Below are 16,218 nucleotides of genomic sequence, written 5' to 3' on the forward strand. Positions count from 1 at the left end.
TTATGTTCTTGATACGTTCTCATTGCGCGACTAGAGTTCGCTCATGGTCGCTCCTCAGAACATGCACAGGGTCGCTCTTCGCGGTCGCGGGGCGCGCACCAACGACACCGGACGCTTCGAGACTTTCAAATCCGAAGCCTTCGAGGACGGCTGGACCGAGGATGACGAAGCGGCGCGGCCGCTGGTCACCACCATCCAGCCGATGAAATCCAAGACCATCATCGCCAAGAACGACAGCCCCGACATCAGCTTCAACCGCTCGATCAATCCCTATCGGGGCTGCGAGCACGGCTGCATCTACTGCTACGCCCGCCCGGCCCATGCCTATCTGGGCCTGTCGCCGGGCCTCGACTTCGAGTCCAAGCTGTTCTTCAAGCCCGAGGCCGGAAAGCTGCTGGAGCGGGAGCTGTCCAAGCCGACCTACAGGCCGCAGGTCATCCATATCGGCGGCGACACCGACCCCTATCAGCCGCAGGAAAAGACCCTGCGCGTCACCCGGGCGATCCTGGAGACGCTGAGCCGGTTCAGCCACCCCTTCACGATCATCACCAAGTCGGCGCTGATCACCCGCGATCTCGACATCCTGGGACCGATGGCCAAGGCCGGGCTGGTGCGGGCGGCGGTTTCGGTCACCACGCTCGACAGACGGCTGGCGCGCAGCATGGAGCCGCGCGCCGCCACGCCTGAGCGCCGCATCGACGCCATCCGCCAACTGGCCGCCGCCGGCGTGCCGGTGACGGTGATGTTCGCGCCCTCGATCCCGTCTCTGAACGATCATGAGATGGAGGCGGTGCTGCAACGCGCCGCCGAGGCCGGGGCCACCTCGGCCGGCTACGTCGCCCTGCGCCTGCCGTTGGAGATCAATGATCTGTTTCAGCAATGGCTGAAGACCGACCACCCCGACCGCGCCAAGCGCGTGATGTCGCTGGTGCGGCAGATGCGCGGCGGGGCGGCCTACGATTCCGAGTGGGGCAAGCGGATGACCGGCGAAGGTCCCGTGGCCGAGGTGATGGGCCAGCGCTTTCAGGTGGCGGTGCGCAAGCTCGACCTCGAACGCCCTTCGCAGAAGATGGACGTCGGCGCGTTCAAGGTCCCGGCCAAGGCTGGCGATCAGCTGAGCCTGTTCTGATGACGGCCCCGGCCCTGGATGGCGAGAGCCTTCGGCGCCTGCGCGAGGTCATCACCTCGCTGATTGCAAGTCCGGAGGCAGCGGAGACCGGCGCCCTCCACGACACCTTCGTGATCGAGCGCGTCCTTTCGGCGACGCCCGAGCGGGTGTTCGCCGCCTTCGCCGACGCCGAAGTCAAGCGCCGCTGGTTCGCCGAGAGCCCGAACCACGACGTCGAGGTCTTCGAGACCGACTTCAAGGTCGGCGGCCTCACGCGGACCCGCTATCGCTTCAAGCCCGGCGGACCGTTCGAGGGCGCGGTCCTGGCCAGTGACGGGACCTATCTGGACATCACGCCCGGCCGCCGCATCGTCGAGGCCTCGACCATGGCCCTGGGCGGACGCCGGATTTCGGCCGCGCTGGTTACGATCACCCTGACGCCCATGACCAACGGAACGGCCCTGACCTGCGCGCACCAGGGCGCGTTCTTCGTGGGCGCGAACGGACCCAGGCGGCGCGAGGCCGGCTGGCGGCTGCTATTGGACCAGCTGGCCAAGGCGCTGGCGCACTAGGCTTCCGCCGCCCGCTTCAGATCGGCCAGGCCCTTCTCGAAGTCCCCGCCGACAAGCTTGTCCATGTCGAAAACCAGACCCATCAGCTTGCCGATAAAGGGCCGATCGCCCTCCATCGCCCACACCAAGCGGGTCGCCTCGCCCTGCGGCTCCAGGGTGAAGATGGCGGTGTTGTGGGCCTCGAACGGCTTGAGGAAGTCCAGCTTGATCAGCACCTTGGAGGACGTGTCCTCGAGGATCTCCATCCTTCCCGTGCCGGCCTTGCCGTTGCCCGTCCAGCCATAGACGGCGCCGACGCCGCGCTCGGGACCTTCGTAGGTGCGGGTCATGGTGGGATCGACCTTCTCCCAGGGCGACCACTGGCTCCAGGCATGAAAGTCGTCGATCAACGCCACGATCTTTTCGGGGGACGCGGCGATGGTCGCGCTGCGTTCGATGCGGAAGCTGTTGGGCCGTGTCCCGATGAAGACCACGAACAGGCTGATGAACACGGCGATCAGTGCGATGGCGACGGCCATTTAGTCCCCCTGGGTTCCGGCGCTCGAGTCGCCGCCTGTCGGATAGAAAACACCGATTTCTAACGTTACGTCAGGCCTTCGCCGCGTTCTCCGCGACCAAGCGATCCAGATGCTGGCGAATATGGGCGGCCTCGGCGGCGGTGCCGGCCAGGGCGATGGCGCGGTCGAAAGCCTCACGGGCCTCGTCCTTGCGGCCCAGCCCCAGCAGGAACGCCCCGCGCGCGCCATGGAAGTGGAAATAGCCGCCCAGGCGCGGCTCCAGCGGCTCGATCATCGCCAGGGCCGCCTCGGGTCCGCGAACCTTCGACACCGCCACGGCGCGGTTCAGGGTCACCACCGGTGAAGGCTGCATGCGCTCCAGCGTCGCGTAGAGCTGGTCGATCTCGACCCAGTCGGTGTCCTCGGGTCGGGCGGCGCGGGCGTGCAGCGCCGCGATGGCCGCCTGGACCTGATAGGGCCCGGGCCGGCGTCGCCACATCGCCTTGTCGATCAGGGCCAGGCCCTCGCCGATCAGGCGCGGCCGCCACAGCGTGCGGTCCTGGTCCTCCAGCAGGATCGCCTGGCCCGCGGCGTCGAAACGGGCCGGCGCGCGGGCGTGCTGCAGCAGCATCAGCGCCGTGAGCCCCATGATCTCCGGCTCGGCCGGGAACAGGCGCAGCAGCAGACGGGCCAGGCGGATGGCCTCGTCGCACAGCGCCCCCCTCGCCTCCACCGCAGCGCCGCTGGCGGAATAGCCTTCGTTGAAGACCAGGTAGATCATCGCCGCCACAGCCGCGAGCCGCTCGGCCCGCTCGACCGGTCCCGGCGTCTCGAACGGCGCGTCGCCGCCGGCCACGCGGGCCTTGGCGCGGGTGATCCGCTGCTCCATGGCCGCCTCGCCGACCAGGAAGGCCTTGGCGATCTGCTTGACCGACAGGCCGGAGATCACCCGAAGCGCCAGGGCGATCTGCTGGGTGGCCGGCAGGTCGGGATGGCAGCAGATGAACAGCAGCCGCAGCACGTCGTCGCGATAGTGCGAGCCGTCCAGCCGTTCGGCCAGGTCGGTCTCGGCGTCTTCCAAATCCGACAGCAGCTCCTCGGGCGGCAGCGCCTGATAGCGGCCTTGCCGACGGCTGGCGTCGATGGCGGCGTTGCGGCCCACCAAGATCAGCCAGGCGGTCGGATCGCGCGGCGGCCCCTTCTCGGGCCAGTTCTTCAGAGCCCGCAGGCAGGCGTCCTGGAAGGCCTCCTCGGCCGCGTCCAGGTCACGAAAATAGCGCAGCAGGGCCGCGACCGCCTGGGGACGGGCGCCGGCCAGCGTCGCGTCGATCCAGGCGGGGTCGGTCATGCCGGCAGCACGCCCGGACGCATCAGGGCCATCGGCCGGATCTCGTACGAACCGCCCGGATTGACCGCGCCTAATTCCTTGGCCGTCTCGATGGCCTGGTCGAGATCGACGCACTCGACGACGAAGAAGCCCAGCAGCTGTTCCTTGGTCTCGGCGAACGGACCGTCCAGCACCAGCGGCGGCTCGCGGTCCTTACGCAGGGTGGTGGCGGCCGTGGTCGGCATCAGGCGCGCGACAGGACCCAGGCGGCCGGCCTTGGCCAGCTTCGCCTCGACCACGCCGAGGTCGGCCATGACCTTGTCGTTGTGCTCCTGCGACCAGGCGCAGACGGCGTCTTCGTCGTTGTAGCAGAGGATGGCGTAGAGCATGGGCGGTCCCTCGTCTTGATCCCAGGACGGATGAGCATGCCGCCGTCCGACATCGGATGCGTGAAAAATCTCAGGTGCGGACCAGACGCGCCTTCAGCCAGCGGCGGACGGGTTCGTCGTACAGCTTCAGGACGCCCCAGACGGCGACGATGATCAGCACCACCGACACGGCCACGAAGGCGTCCGGATAGCGCTTGCCGCCCATCAGGCGGAACGTCCGCAGCAGCAACTCCCAGACCACCCAGTGCAGGGCGTAGAGGGGATAGGACACCTCGCCGCTGAATCGACAGATCTTCCCGATCCAGCCGTCGGGGTCGCGATGGCCGAGCAGGACGATCAACGGAAACACGACGCCGAGGCAGACCAGGTCATACGTCGCGGTGTAGTCCATCGGCGGCACGGCTAGGGCCGCCAGCAGCACCACGGCCAGCAGCCAGGCCGGCAGGCTGACCTGGATATAGGCCTGGATCCGATAGATCCCCCAGCCCAGGGCGAACGGGAAGATGGTGCGGACAATCCCGATCCAATAGGTCGCCCGATCCCAACCGGTCTGCACCCCGCCCATGCCATAGGCGATCGGGATCAGCACCCCGCCGGACACCAGGATCACCAGCACCAGCCAAAGGGTCGAGAATCGCCTTGCGGGGAACCACAGGACGCTGGCGAACAACTCCAGGAACAGCGACCAGGCCGGCGGATTCAAAGGGAAAAGCGGTGAGAAGCTGTCTTCCGACTTCACCCAGATCCGGGGCAGGACCAGAAGGCCCATAAGCAGGCAGATCAGGATGTTGTCGCGGTGGCCGATCATCACCAGCGCGCCGGCGACCATCGACAGGGCGATCAGCGGCCAGACCCGGATCAGACGGGCGCGCATGAAGCCCAGCCAGCCGATCCGGCGCGTCCCGTAGGCGTGGGCCAACACAAAGCCGCTCAGGCAGAAGAAGAAGTCGACGGCCAGATAGCCGTGGGCCATCAGCCAGGGGCGATAGGTCCAGCCGCCCAGATGGTAGAGCAGCACGCCCAGAGCCGCGACGCCGCGCAGCCCGTCCAGGGCCTCATAGCGACGCCCGCCCTCGATCGCTTGCCCCAACGCGCTCGCCCCCGACACAGAGGGCGTTAGTGCCGCGCCCCGGCGCGTCCGTCCAGCCTCAGGCCTTCTCGAACAGCATGGCCTTGGTCAGGAACGCCTGATCCTGATCGACCAGCCGCAGGCCCGCGCCGCTGAACAGGGCCGGCAGGTCGGTCTGGGCATAGGTCGAATAGTAGGGCTCGTGGAAATAGGCCGGGAAGGCTTCCAGCAGTCGCGCCAGATCCGGCTCGTCGATGGGCTGAACCGAGTCGACGAAGACCAGCACGCCGCCCGGCTTCAGGACGCGGGCGATAGCTGCGGCGACCACCGGCCGAACGCGCGGCGGCAGTTCGTGGAACAGGTAGACACAAGACACCGCGTCCAACGATCCGTCGGCGAACGGCAGGGTCTCGATATTGGCCTGCACCGTGCCCGCGCCCGACCGGCGACGCGCCTTGGCGAGATATGCCGACGAGAGGTCGAGGCCGGCGATGGCGGCGCGCGGGAACGCCGACTTCAGGTCGCGCAGGAAGGCGCCGGAGCCGCAGGCCGCGTCGACCAGCCTGAGGTCGCGCTGGTCACGCCCACGCCAATGCCGGGCCAGCGGGGCCAGGCCTCGCCGGCGCATCGCTCCGGCCGTGCCCGCGAACAGCGCTTCGACCTGAGCGTCGTAGCGGCGGGCGCTCTCGGCGGTGAACCAGCCGCCCGACTGGTAATGGAAATTCTGGCGATAATAGTTTGGATAGGCTTCGGTTTCAGGCTCCCGCCTCACCTCAACGCCGTCACCCCGGCGGCGACGCTGGTCGACCACGCGGGCGTCGACCAGGAAGTCCAGGGCCCGCAGCAGCGACTTGACGGGCTGGCTCGGCGCGTCCTCGACGGCGGGATAGAGCCCGGCGGCGACATCGCGAGCGTCCTTCTCGAAGGCTTCCAGATAGGATCGCCGCAGGCGCGCCTTGGAGACCGGCGGCCCTTCCGGCGCGAAGCTCCGGGCGGTCTCGCCGTGGGTGGGCCGGGTGATGGCCCGGGCCAAGCCGCCGGCGGCGCTCCACCACGCAGCCTTGGCCGCCGCCTTGGCGCGTTGTCCGACCGCGTCTAGCGCGAAGGCGCTCCGCTCTCGCTCGTCCATGCCTGCCTCATCGCGAGAAGACCCCGACGAGCTCAATATGGGGCGACCAGACGAACTGGTCCACAGGCAGCACCTTGTCGAGTTTGAAGCCGGCCTCGACCAGCATCTTGGCGTCGCGGGCGAAGGTGGCCGGGTTGCACGAGACGCTGATCACCTTGCTTACCTTGGACTTTGCGATCTCGACGGTCTGCTCCAGCGCGCCGGCGCGCGGCGGGTCGATGACCACCACGTCTGTCTTGGCCAGTTCGGTCGACAGCACCGGGCGGCGCACCAGGTCGCGAGCCTCGGCGGTGATCGGCTTGAGGCCCGGCGCGGCGCCGATCGCGCCCTTAAGGGCCGCGATGGCGGGAGCCGCGGAATCGGCGGCGTGGACCGCGGCGATCTCGGCCAGGCGGAAGGTGAAGGTGCCCGCCCCGCAATAGAGATCGGCGATCTTGCTGGCGCCTTGGGCGTGCTCCAGCGCGAAGGCGACCATGGCGCGCTCGGCCTGCGGCACGGCCTGAAGGAAGCTGCCGGGCGGCAGGGCGACGACGGCGGGACCGAGCTTCACGATCGGCTGGCGGGCCATGTAGATCACTTCGCCGGACATGGTGACCCTGGCGAAGTCGCCTTCGCTGGCCGCCATGGCCGCGACCATGCGAGCGTCGGCCGACAGCCCGCCGCTCTTGGCCTCGACGCCGGTGACGTCGATGTCCAGGCCAGTCGCGGTCAGGGTGACGTGCAGGGTCGGCGCCGACTTCGGATGCTCCAGGAACGGCTGGGCCAGGCGGGCCAGGGCCGGGAAGGCCGCGACCAGGCGCGGATCGCTGACCGGGCACTCCTCGATCTTCACCAGATTCCAGGAGCGGCGCTCCTTGAAGCCCAGGCGCACGCCACCCTTGCCGCCCCGGGCGTGCAGGGCCACCCGACGACGCGAGGCCGGCGGCGCGGCGAAGGTCGGCAGGATCTCGGTCTCCAGGCCCTCGCGCGACAGCTGGAAGCGGATCTGGTCCCCCTTCCAGGCCAGGTAAGGCTCGGCCGACCAGTGCTGCAACGCGCAGCCACCGCAGTGGCCGAAGTGCTTGCAAGGCGGCGTGACGCGGTCGGGGCTGGCATCCAGCACCTCGATCAGTTCGCCGCGCGAGCCTTCCATCTGGGCCGAGACGCGTTCGCCCGGCAGGGTGAGCGGCACGAAAGCCTCGCCCCTGGCGATGCCGTCGCCCTGGGCGCCGACCGCGTCGATGATCACTTCACGCATTCCGTATTCCAATATCTGGCGGCGGAACCTTCACGCGTTCCAGCCTTTCAAGCCCAGGACCGAGGTCGGGCGCGCGTCGAACGACGCGTCTCGCGCGTGTCCATACATCAAATGTGGGATTTGGCGTGAACGAAGATGAACCCTTCGCTCAGGGACCGTTCATGTTCGCGCGACGAAAGTGCCAATGTCGGGTAGGCCAAGCTTGTTTCGGCTGACCCAAAAAAGACATCTCTGGTTGGGATAGCGTTGAACCATGACCAATAGGACGCCGAACATGAAGCTTGCCCTGTGCGCCCTCGCCGCCGCCGTCACCGCCGGCGCTCTGGCCCCCACCGTCGCCAGCGCCCAGGCCTACGGCCAGCCCGCCTATCGCAGCGGCGGCGCCTACGACAACAACGGCTATTACTACGATCCCTGCCGCCGCAGCACGACGCAGCGCGGCACGGGCGGCGGTCTGGCCGGCGCCGGCATCGGCGCGGCCATCGGCAGCGGCGTGTCGGGCAACGGCGCCCGCACCGAAGGCGCCGTCCTGGGCGGCCTGCTCGGCGCCGTGATCGGCAGCAACATCGGCAAGAACTCGGCGGCCTGCAGCCCGGGCGCGACCCCGCCGCCGCCTCCCCCGCCGCCGTCGAACGCCTACAACACCTATGACGACCGTTACGACGATCGTTATGCCGACCAACGCTACGAGGACACCCGCCGCGAGGCCGACCGCGACGCCTATCGCCGCGACAGCTATTCGTACCGCGTCGAGCAGCGTTCCTCGACCGACATCAACGGCTGCACCCTGGCCGAAAGCCCGATCTACCTGCCGGACGGCCGCGTCCAGAAGCGCTTCGTGCGCGTCTGCCCCGACGCCCAGGGCAAGTACCAGGTCGTCGACTAAGACCGACCTGACTTGAAGAGATCAGACGGCCGCCGGCGGAAGCCGGCGGCCGTTTCTATTTCCGGCGGGCCCAGATCAGGCCCTCGACCTGGCCGTCGCCGCCGGTGATCGGGCTTTCGGCCTGGCCCATGACTGTCCAGTCGGCGTCTTCCAGGAAGGCGACGACCTCGCGATGGACGCGGGCGATGGTCTCGGGATCCTTGACCAGTCCGCCCTTGCCCACGTGTTCGCGGCCGGCCTCGAACTGCGGCTTGACCAGGGCCACTAGGTCCGCGCCCGACGGCGCCAGCGCCATGGCGGCCGGGAGGGCCTTGGTCATCGAGATGAAGCTGACGTCGCTGACGATCAGCTGCGGTTCTTCATCGATCAGATCGCCGTCCAGCGCCCGGGCATCGGTGCCCGACAGCTCGACGACCTTCGGATGATCGGCCAGGCTGGCGTGCAGCTGGTCGCGTCCGACATCCACGGCGAACACCTTGGCCGCGCCGCGCGACAGCAGCACCTCGGTGAAGCCGCCCGTCGAGGCGCCGACGTCGATGACGACCTTGCCCTCGACGGTGACCGGCCAGAGGTCCAGGGCGTGCACCAGCTTGAGCGCGCCGCGCCCGACCCAGGGGTGGGCGGCGGACGACTCGATCTCGGCGTCGTCGTCGACCATGTCGGCCGCCTTGCGCAGGAGCTTGCCGCCGACCGTCACCAGGCCGGCCTCGATGGCCGCTCGGGCCTTGGCGCGGCTGTCGAACAGGCCGCGCTCCATCAGGACGACATCGATACGTTTGCGTTTCATCGGCGCGGTCTAGCACGGACTTGCGGCCCAGGTCGCTTCAGGTTCAACTGAACACCGTTCACCGGCGCGCCAAGACGCCGGTCGCTCGGGAGGGACCTCATGAACTTCAGTCGCCGCGGCCTGCTGGCCGCCTCGGCCGCGATCGCCGCCGCCTCGTCCGCCGACGCCAAGCCCAAGGCAAGCGCGCCCGCCCCCTGGACGCCCGACGCCACCGAGCTGGCCGGCCGCGTGCGCCGCAAGGAGGTCACCGCCGCCGAGCTGGTCGAGGACGCCATCCGCAAGGCCGAGGCGCTGCAGCCGAAGATCGGCGCGCTGGTCACGTCGGACTTCGACCGGGCGATGGACAAGGCCAGGTCGGGCCAGCTGACGGGTCCCTTCGCCGGCGTGCCGTTCCTGATCAAGGACCTGGATCCCTACAAGGGCCTGCCCACCCGCTACGGCTCGCGCGCCACCATGGGCGCCCGGCCCGAGAAGGCCCAGACCGCCTTCATCGACGCCTATGACCAGGCGGGTCTGGTGGTGATCGGCAAGTCGTCGACGCCGGAATATGGCTTCCTGCCGACCACCGAACCCCTCGGCTTCCTGCCGACGCGCAATCCGTGGAACCTGAAGCGCTCGTCCGGCGGCTCGTCGGGCGGCGCGGCGGCGGCGACCTCGGCGGGCGTCGTCCCCTTCGCCCACGCCAGCGATGGCGGCGGCTCGATCCGCATTCCCTCCTCCAACTGCGGCCTGTTCGGTCTGAAGCCGTCGCGTGGACGGATGATCGAGGGCCGACCCAGCAGTCGGGGCATCGACCTGTCAGTGGCGCACTGCGTGGCCCACAGCGTTCGCGACAGCGCCGCCCTCTTCGCGATCAGCGAACGCACCGCCGCCGGCTCGCCCTTCGCGCCGATCGGCGTGGTCGGTCCGGGCAAGGTGAAGACGCTGAAGGTCGGCCTGGTGATGAACACCGGCACGGGCCACAAGCCCGATCCCGAGGTGGTCGCCGCCATCGAAGGGGCGGCCAAGCTGATGGCCAGCCTCGGCCACCGCGTCGAGCCCACCGACTGGCCGATGGACGGCGCCCAGTTCGGCGCCGACTTCACCGCCCTGTGGTCCACCGGCGCGGCCGAGCTGGTCGCCGGGGTCAGCAAGGCCCTGGGCCGCAAGGCCGACGCCAACGTGCTGGAGCCCTTCAGCCTGGGCATGGCGGAGCTGGTCGGCGGCCTGAAGCCCGGCCAGCTGGAGGCCGCCGTCGGCCGCCTGAAGGCCGCATCGCAGGCCTATGACGCTTGGCTGACCAAGTACGACGTCATCCTGTCGCCGGTGCTGGGCAGCCCGCCGGTCGAACTGGGCTTCGTCAGCGGCTCGGTTCCATTCGAAGAGCTGCAGGTCCGGCTGATGAACTATGTCGGCTATACCCCGGTGCAGAACGTGGCCGGCGCGCCGGCCATGAGCGTGCCGCTGCACTGGACCGCCGACGGCTTGCCGGTCGGGGCCCACTTCGCCGCGAGAGCCGGCGGCGAGACGCTGTTGTTCGAGCTGGCCTATCAGCTGGAGGCGGCACAGCCTTGGGCCCATCGCAAGCCGCCGGTCAGCGCCTAGATCTGGAGGCGCGCTAGGCTGGGACCTTGCGCGCCTTCACGTCGGCCAGGATGTCGGCGACGACCGCGAAGTCTATGGCCTCGGGCTTGCGCCAGCGGATGCAGCCCTTGCCGCAGCTGGCGCCGCCCAAACGGTCGCCAAAGGTCTCGATCGCCCCCTGCCCGGCATAGAGCGCGATGTACTGCTTCTGGCTGTTGAAGGCGATCCAGGGCGTCTTGGGATCGCCATAAGCCGGCATGCCGAAGGCCATCAGCTCGTGCTCGGGCCCGAAGGTCTCGCGGCAGAGGGCCCGAAGGCGGTCCAGCGCCGGGCGGCGGTCGGGCGAGACCTCGACCATGAAGTCGTCCACGCTGGCCGCCTTCGACTGGACCATCTCTCGCCCTACCCCTCGACGAAAACCTTCTTGAGTTCGTTCTTCATGATCTTGCCATTGGCGTTGCGCGGCAAGGTCTCATGCCAGAACACCACCTTCACCGGCACCTTGAAGGCCGCCAGGCGATCGGCGACGAAGGCGCGCAGCTCGGCCTCCGTGGCTTCCGCGCCCGGCTTGAGGGTGACGACGGCGGCGGGTTCTTCGCCCAGGGTCTTGTGCTCGATGCCGACCAGGGCCGCGTCCATCACCGCCGGGTGATCGTAGAGGCAGTTCTCGACCTCGATGCAGTAGATGTTCTCGCCGCCGCGGATCAGCATGTCCTTGGCGCGGTCGATGATGAAGCAGAAGCCCTCGGCGTCGAGACGCGCCAGGTCGCCGGTCTTCACCCAGCCGTCGATGAAGGTCTGGGCGGTGGCTTCGGGCTTGTTCCAGTAGCCGCGCACCACCTGCGGGCCCCGGCACCACAGCTCGCCGACCTCGCCGATCGGCAGCTCGCGGTGCGGCTCCTCGACGGTCATGATCTTCAGGTCGGTGACCGGCACGGCGGGGCCGCAGCTGTCGGGGCGGTTCTCGTAGTCCTCGGCCGAGTTGCTGGTGGCGGTGGCCGAGGTCTCGGTCATGCCCCAGCCGTTGCCGGGCGAGGCCTTGGGCCAGATTTCCTTGATCTTGCGCACCAGTTCCGGGGCCGACGGCGCGCCGCCATAGGCCACGGCCTCGATCGACGAGAGGTCATACTTCTCGCGGTTGGGATGCTCGATGATCTGCCAGGCGATGGTCGGCACGCCGCCCATCTGGGTCAGGCGCTCGTCCTGGATCAGCTGCATGGCCTTGTCGGGATCCCACTTGCGGATCATGGCCAGCTTGGCGCCGCCAAACAGCGACGGATTCAGCACCGCGAAACAGCCGGTGGCGTGGAAGAACGGCACCGAGATCAACGAGCCGCGTTGCGGGCCGTTGGGATCGGGCTCGGGCGGAGCTTCACCGCGGCGCAGGAAGCTGCGGGCCCCTGCGGCGGCGGCGGCGAAGATGTTGCTGTTGACGTTGCGATGGGTGCCGATCGCGCCCTTGGGCTTACCGGTCGTGCCCGAGGTGTAGAAGATCGTCGCGTCGTCGTCGGGCGAGATCGCCACGGTCGACAGCGGCGCCTCGTCCAGCTTGATCCAGTCGTTGGGACAGCCGATCACCGTCTCCAGGCGCGAGACGTACGGATGGGCGATCTCCTCCTTGGCGCGGCTGACATAGACCCGCTCCAGCTCGGGGCAGTTGTCGAAATGCTCGGCCAGGCGCTCGTAGCGCTCGATGTCGACGATCAGGGTCTTGGCCCCGGAATCGATCAGGCCGTATTCCAGTTCCGGACCGGTCCACCAGGCGTTCAGCGGCGTGACGATCGCACCGATCGACAGCGCGCCGTAGAAGGCCACGGGCCATTCGGGCAGGTTACGCATGACGATGGCGACACGGTCGCCCTTCTGAACGCCCTTGGCGGCCAGCTCGGCGGCGAACACGCCGGCGGCGCGATAGAAGGCTTCGAAACTGACCCGCTCGTCCTCGTGGACCAGGAAGATCTTCTCGCCGTGGGCGCGCCCCAAAACCAGAGTGTCGCGCAGGGTCGGCGGCGCGTTCTTCCAGGTGCGCGTCTTCACGCCCCGGATCTCGATCTCTTCCATCTCGCCGGGCGTGCCGGGCTGGGTGATCAGGGCGTAGGCCTGCTGCACCGACATGGCGGGCCACGGAACGGACGCGGGGGTGGCGGCGGCCTGGGTCATGTTTACTCTCCCGGTGTGTCGCGCCTTGTTGGTCGAGCGCGTTCAACAGCGAGAAAGCACAGCCGCGAGCGGGATGCAAACGTCTGTTTGACCCTAGGGGAACATTGATAAGTTAGACGGCTTCCGGAAGGGAAGCTTCGAGACCCGCGCGGCGGAAACAGGCACATGGATACGGGCTCTCGCCCTCACGCGGTTCGACCGCTGAGCCGATGGGGAGGGTGCGAAGCGCCCGGGCCTCGCCCGGATAATTTGCAGTGTTGAGCACAGTTTCGACGAAGACAGACGCTTCGCGTGGCCTTCAGACGGAAGCCTTCGGATCGCGGGGTTTTAACCCGCCCCGAATGAGGCCCCCGGCGGGCGGAGAGTTGGCGCTCTCCGGACCGCGCGGGCGATTTCAGCCCGCGCCCTAGTCCCGCTCGACCACACCCGAAAGCCGCCTCGGTCGCCGTACGTGCGCCCTCCCCGTGCCTTCAGGTGACGAGCATTATCGGGCCGCCCCGGGAGCCGGGGATAGAAAAACACGAGAAAAGCGTAAGACATTGAATTGTTTGAAGGCAAGACGGCTCTATCCCCATAAAGAACGGGAATAGAGCCGATCCAGCGCCTTAGCCGACCGCCGCCAGACGGCTCAGCGCCGCTTCCAGCTTGGCCTTGGCGGCTTCGGCTTCGGCCAGGCGTTCGCGGTTTTCCTCGACCACCTCTTCCTTGGCGCGGGCCAGGAAGTCGGGGTTGTTCAGCTTCTTGTTGGTCTTCTCGATCTCGCCGACATGGCCGGCGATCTCCTTGGTCAGGCGGGCCTTCTCGGCCGCCAGGTCGATGAACTCGGCGATGGCCAGGGCGCCCGTGGCCTCGCCCAGCACGAACGGCACCGCGCCGGTCGGGGCCGCGTCGGCCTCGCGGGCGCTGTCCAGGCGAGCCAGGGTCAGCAGCAGGTCGCGGTGCCGGGCCAGGCGCGCCTTGGTCTCGGCGCTGGCGCCGATCACGGTCAGCGGCGGCTTGGCGCCCGGCGGCACGTTCATCTCGGCGCGGACCGAACGGATCTCGCTGACGGTGTCGACCAGCCAGCCGATCTCGGCCTCGGCGTCGGCGTCGATCCAGCTTTCCGGCAGCTGCGGCCACTGCTCGACGATCAGCATGCCCTTGCGGGGCGCGCCGAACTCGGCCGTCTTCTCCCACAGCTCCTCGGTGATGAAGGGCATCACCGGGTGCAGCAGCTTCAGGATCACGTCCAGCGCCCAGGCAGCGGTGGCGCGGGTCTCGGCCTTGGCCGCCGCGTCGTCGCCGTTCAGGATCGGCTTGGCCAGCTCGAGGTACCAGTCGCAGAAGACGTTCCAGATGAACTTGTAGAGCGCGGTGGCGGCGGCGTCGAAAGACGGCTCCTCCAGAGCGCGGGTCACCTCGGCGACGGTCTTGACCGTCTCGCCCCGGATCCACTTGTTGATCGGCTGCTGGACGGTCGAGGGATCGAAGCCCTCGACGCGGACGCACTCGTTCATCTGGGCGAAGCGCGAGGCGTTCCACAGCTTGGTGCCGAAGTTGCGATAGCCTTCAATGCGTTGCTTCGACAGCTTGATGTCGCGCGCCTGGCCCGACATCGCCGTCATCGTGAAGCGCACCGCGTCGCAGCCCAGCTCGTCGATCAGGACCAGCGGGTCCATCACGTTGCCCTTGGACTTGCTCATCTTGGCGCCCTTCTCGTCACGGACGAGAGCGTTGATGAACACCTGCTTGAACGGGACTTCGCCCATGAAGTGGATGCCCATCATCATCATCCGGGCGACCCAGAAGAAGATGATGTCGAAGCCGGTGACCAGGGTGCTGGTCGGATAGAAGCGCGCCACGTCGCTAGTCTTCTCGGGCCAGCCCAGGGTCGAGAACGGCCACAGGGCCGAGCTGAACCAGGTGTCGAGGACGTCCTCGTCGCGCTTCAGGACCGGGGCCTCGTGGCCGTAATGCAGGATGGCGGCGGCCAGGGCCTCTTCCTCGGTCTCCTCGACGAAGATGTGGCCGTCCTCGCCGAACCAGGCCGGGATGCGGTGACCCCACCAGAGCTGGCGCGAGACGCACCAGGGCTCGATGTTGCGCAACCACTCGAAATAGGTCTTTTCCCAGTGGCGGGGCTCGAAGACGGTGTCGCCGTTTTCGACGGCCTTCAGGGCCGGCTGAGCCAGGGTCTTGGCGTCGACGTACCACTGGTCGGTCAGATAGGGCTCGATGACCACGCCCGAACGGTCGCCGTGCGGGACCATGTGCTTGGTCTTCTCGATCTCCTTCAGCCAGCCCTCTTCCTCGGCCTTGGCGATGATCGCCTTGCGGGCCGCGAAGCGCTCCATGCCCTGGTACTCGGCCGGAACGTTCTCGTTCAGGCGCGCGTCGGGGGTCAGGATGTTGATGGCTTCCAGGCCGTGACGCTTGCCGACGCCGAAGTCGTTGAAATCGTGGGCGGGCGTGATCTTCACCGCGCCCGAGCCCTTGGTCGGGTCGGCGTAGTCGTCGGCGACGATCGGGATGCGGCGGCCGACGATCGGCAGCACGACGTGCTTGCCGACCAAGTCTTTGTAGCGCTCGTCCGACGGATGGACGGCCACGGCGGTGTCGCCCAGCATCGTCTCGGGACGCGTGGTGGCCACGACGATGAAGTCGCGGGTCTCGAATTCGGTGGCCTTGCCCTCTTCGTCGAAGGCGACCGGGTATTGGAAGGTCACGCCGTCGGCCAGCGGGTAGGCGAAGTGCCAATAGGCGCCGTCGACCTCCTTCTGCTCGACCTCGAGATCGGAGATGGCGGTCTGGAACTGCGGGTCCCAGTTGACCAGGCGCTTGTCGCGATAAAGCAGGTTCTGCTTGTAGAGCTGGACGAACACCTTGCGGACGGCGGCCGACAGGCCCTCGTCCAGGGTGAAGCGTTCGCGCGACCAGTCGCAGCTGGCGCCCAGGCGACGCAGCTGGTTGGTGATCGCGCCGCCGCTCTCGGCCTTCCATTCCCAGACCTTGTCGACGAAGGCTTCGCGACCCAGGTCGCGGCGGCCGATATTGCCGGCGGCGGCCAGCTGGCGCTCGACCACCATCTGGGTGGCGATGCCCGCGTGGTCGGTGCCCGGCAGCCACAGGGCGGCCTTGCCGCGCATGCGGTGGAAGCGGGTCAGCACGTCCTGCAGCGTGTTGTTCAGGGCGTGGCCGATGTGCAGGCTGCCCGTGACGTTCGGCGGCGGGATCACGATGACGAACGGCTCGGCGTTCGGATCCTCGCTCGGCTTGAAGGCCCCGGAGGCCTCCCAGGCGGCGTACAGGCGGGGTTCGACGGATTTGGGATCGAAGGTCTTATCAAGCATGGCGCTGCGGGTATGCCATCTGCGGCCGCCGCGCGAAACCGGGCGACCTGGATTTCAAGGGGATTTCGAACGGAAAAAGGCGGCCGCTCGAGCGACCGCCTTTTCCATTTCATCGTCATCACCCGGCTTGTCCGGGTGACCCAGGCGGCGTTTCCAAAACGAAAC

Annotated in this window: 14 protein-coding genes; 4 read left to right on the forward strand and 10 right to left on the reverse strand. The window is 68.1% G+C overall.

Going from position 1 to position 16,218, the window contains the following annotated elements:
* The first annotated feature begins 43 nt into the window (after nt 1–43).
* Nucleotides 44–1,129, forward strand: coding sequence for a PA0069 family radical SAM protein (locus AC1RUS_RS08125; protein ID WP_492914830.1), 1,086 nt, complete (start codon nt 44–46; stop codon nt 1,127–1,129).
* Nucleotides 1,129–1,680 (forward strand): SRPBCC family protein, encoded by a 552-nt coding sequence (locus AC1RUS_RS08130; protein ID WP_492914832.1) that lies wholly within the window; start codon nt 1,129–1,131, stop codon nt 1,678–1,680. The genes AC1RUS_RS08125 and AC1RUS_RS08130 overlap by 1 nt, the downstream gene beginning before the upstream one ends.
* Here the strand turns inward: AC1RUS_RS08130 and AC1RUS_RS08135 are convergent.
* The 6 genes from AC1RUS_RS08135 to AC1RUS_RS08160 all read right to left on the reverse strand — a co-directional run bounded on the left by AC1RUS_RS08135 (nt 1,677) and on the right by AC1RUS_RS08160 (nt 7,328).
* Nucleotides 1,677–2,198, reverse strand: coding sequence for an SRPBCC family protein (locus AC1RUS_RS08135; RefSeq protein WP_492914834.1), 522 nt, complete (start codon nt 2,196–2,198; stop codon nt 1,677–1,679). The two genes, AC1RUS_RS08130 and AC1RUS_RS08135, sit on opposite strands and share 4 nt — an antisense overlap.
* A 70-nt stretch (nt 2,199–2,268) precedes the next feature.
* On the reverse strand, nt 2,269–3,525 hold the full coding sequence (locus AC1RUS_RS08140) for an RNA polymerase sigma factor (protein WP_492914836.1): 1,257 nt from the start codon (nt 3,523–3,525) through the stop codon (nt 2,269–2,271).
* Nucleotides 3,522–3,893 (reverse strand): YciI family protein, encoded by a 372-nt coding sequence (locus AC1RUS_RS08145; RefSeq protein WP_492914838.1) that lies wholly within the window; start codon nt 3,891–3,893, stop codon nt 3,522–3,524. The genes AC1RUS_RS08140 and AC1RUS_RS08145 overlap by 4 nt, the downstream gene beginning before the upstream one ends.
* Before the next feature lie 70 nt (nt 3,894–3,963).
* Nucleotides 3,964–4,983 carry an acyltransferase family protein gene (locus tag AC1RUS_RS08150; RefSeq protein WP_492914840.1) on the reverse strand — a complete coding sequence of 340 codons (1,020 nt, stop codon included), beginning with the start codon at nt 4,981–4,983 and terminating at the stop codon, nt 3,964–3,966.
* Nucleotides 4,984–5,041: 58 nt separating this feature from the next.
* Nucleotides 5,042–6,091 carry a class I SAM-dependent methyltransferase gene (locus tag AC1RUS_RS08155; protein ID WP_492914842.1) on the reverse strand — a complete coding sequence of 350 codons (1,050 nt, stop codon included), beginning with the start codon at nt 6,089–6,091 and terminating at the stop codon, nt 5,042–5,044.
* Nucleotides 6,092–6,098: 7 nt separating this feature from the next.
* Nucleotides 6,099–7,328, reverse strand: a complete 1,230-nt coding sequence (locus AC1RUS_RS08160; protein ID WP_492914844.1) for a class I SAM-dependent RNA methyltransferase — start codon at nt 7,326–7,328, stop codon at nt 6,099–6,101.
* Between the two features lie 274 nt (nt 7,329–7,602).
* Here AC1RUS_RS08160 and AC1RUS_RS08165 point away from each other — a divergent pair, with 274 nt between their 5' ends.
* A complete protein-coding gene (locus tag AC1RUS_RS08165) occupies nt 7,603–8,214 on the forward strand; it encodes a hypothetical protein (RefSeq protein ID WP_492914846.1) in 612 nt (203 codons plus the stop codon).
* Nucleotides 8,215–8,269: 55 nt separating this feature from the next.
* Here AC1RUS_RS08165 and AC1RUS_RS08170 read toward each other — a convergent pair whose 3' ends face one another.
* Entirely contained in the window at nt 8,270–9,001 is a 732-nt protein-coding gene (locus tag AC1RUS_RS08170; protein ID WP_492914848.1) for a TlyA family RNA methyltransferase, read from the reverse strand.
* A gap of 99 nt (nt 9,002–9,100) precedes the next feature.
* On the opposite strand from AC1RUS_RS08170, the gene AC1RUS_RS08175 reads away from it, so the two are divergent.
* Nucleotides 9,101–10,585, forward strand: a complete 1,485-nt coding sequence (locus tag AC1RUS_RS08175; protein WP_492914849.1) for an amidase — start codon at nt 9,101–9,103, stop codon at nt 10,583–10,585.
* A gap of 13 nt (nt 10,586–10,598) precedes the next feature.
* On the opposite strand, the gene AC1RUS_RS08180 is transcribed toward AC1RUS_RS08175, so the two are convergent.
* The 3 genes from AC1RUS_RS08180 to AC1RUS_RS08190 all read right to left on the reverse strand — a co-directional run bounded on the left by AC1RUS_RS08180 (nt 10,599) and on the right by AC1RUS_RS08190 (nt 16,053).
* Nucleotides 10,599–10,958: a DUF1801 domain-containing protein gene (locus tag AC1RUS_RS08180; protein ID WP_492914851.1), complete on the reverse strand. Its 360-nt coding sequence runs from the start codon at nt 10,956–10,958 to the stop codon at nt 10,599–10,601.
* Between the two features lie 8 nt (nt 10,959–10,966).
* Entirely contained in the window at nt 10,967–12,724 is a 1,758-nt protein-coding gene (locus tag AC1RUS_RS08185) for a class I adenylate-forming enzyme family protein (protein WP_492914853.1), read from the reverse strand.
* Between the two features lie 605 nt (nt 12,725–13,329).
* Nucleotides 13,330–16,053, reverse strand: a complete 2,724-nt coding sequence (locus tag AC1RUS_RS08190) for a valine--tRNA ligase (protein WP_492914855.1) — start codon at nt 16,051–16,053, stop codon at nt 13,330–13,332.
* Nucleotides 16,054–16,218: the final 165 nt, after the last annotated feature.

The sequence above is a fragment of the Caulobacter sp. GW821-FHT10F06 genome, assembly GCF_058809215.1.

Coding starts and splice junctions, on each gene's coding strand:
- AC1RUS_RS08165 (WP_492914846.1), top strand. CDS start 7,603: ATGAAGCTTGCCCTGTGCGCCCTCGCCGCCGCCGTCACCGCCGGCGCT.
- AC1RUS_RS08180 (WP_492914851.1), bottom strand. CDS start 10,958: ATGGTCCAGTCGAAGGCGGCCAGCGTGGACGACTTCATGGTCGAGGTC.
- AC1RUS_RS08125 (WP_492914830.1), top strand. CDS start 44: ATGGTCGCTCCTCAGAACATGCACAGGGTCGCTCTTCGCGGTCGCGGG.
- AC1RUS_RS08130 (WP_492914832.1), top strand. CDS start 1,129: ATGACGGCCCCGGCCCTGGATGGCGAGAGCCTTCGGCGCCTGCGCGAG.
- AC1RUS_RS08190 (WP_492914855.1), bottom strand. CDS start 16,053: ATGCTTGATAAGACCTTCGATCCCAAATCCGTCGAACCCCGCCTGTAC.
- AC1RUS_RS08175 (WP_492914849.1), top strand. CDS start 9,101: ATGAACTTCAGTCGCCGCGGCCTGCTGGCCGCCTCGGCCGCGATCGCC.
- AC1RUS_RS08155 (WP_492914842.1), bottom strand. CDS start 6,091: ATGGACGAGCGAGAGCGGAGCGCCTTCGCGCTAGACGCGGTCGGACAA.
- AC1RUS_RS08170 (WP_492914848.1), bottom strand. CDS start 9,001: ATGAAACGCAAACGTATCGATGTCGTCCTGATGGAGCGCGGCCTGTTC.
- AC1RUS_RS08185 (WP_492914853.1), bottom strand. CDS start 12,724: ATGACCCAGGCCGCCGCCACCCCCGCGTCCGTTCCGTGGCCCGCCATG.
- AC1RUS_RS08145 (WP_492914838.1), bottom strand. CDS start 3,893: ATGCTCTACGCCATCCTCTGCTACAACGACGAAGACGCCGTCTGCGCC.
- AC1RUS_RS08160 (WP_492914844.1), bottom strand. CDS start 7,328: ATGCGTGAAGTGATCATCGACGCGGTCGGCGCCCAGGGCGACGGCATC.
- AC1RUS_RS08135 (WP_492914834.1), bottom strand. CDS start 2,198: ATGGCCGTCGCCATCGCACTGATCGCCGTGTTCATCAGCCTGTTCGTG.
- AC1RUS_RS08140 (WP_492914836.1), bottom strand. CDS start 3,525: ATGACCGACCCCGCCTGGATCGACGCGACGCTGGCCGGCGCCCGTCCC.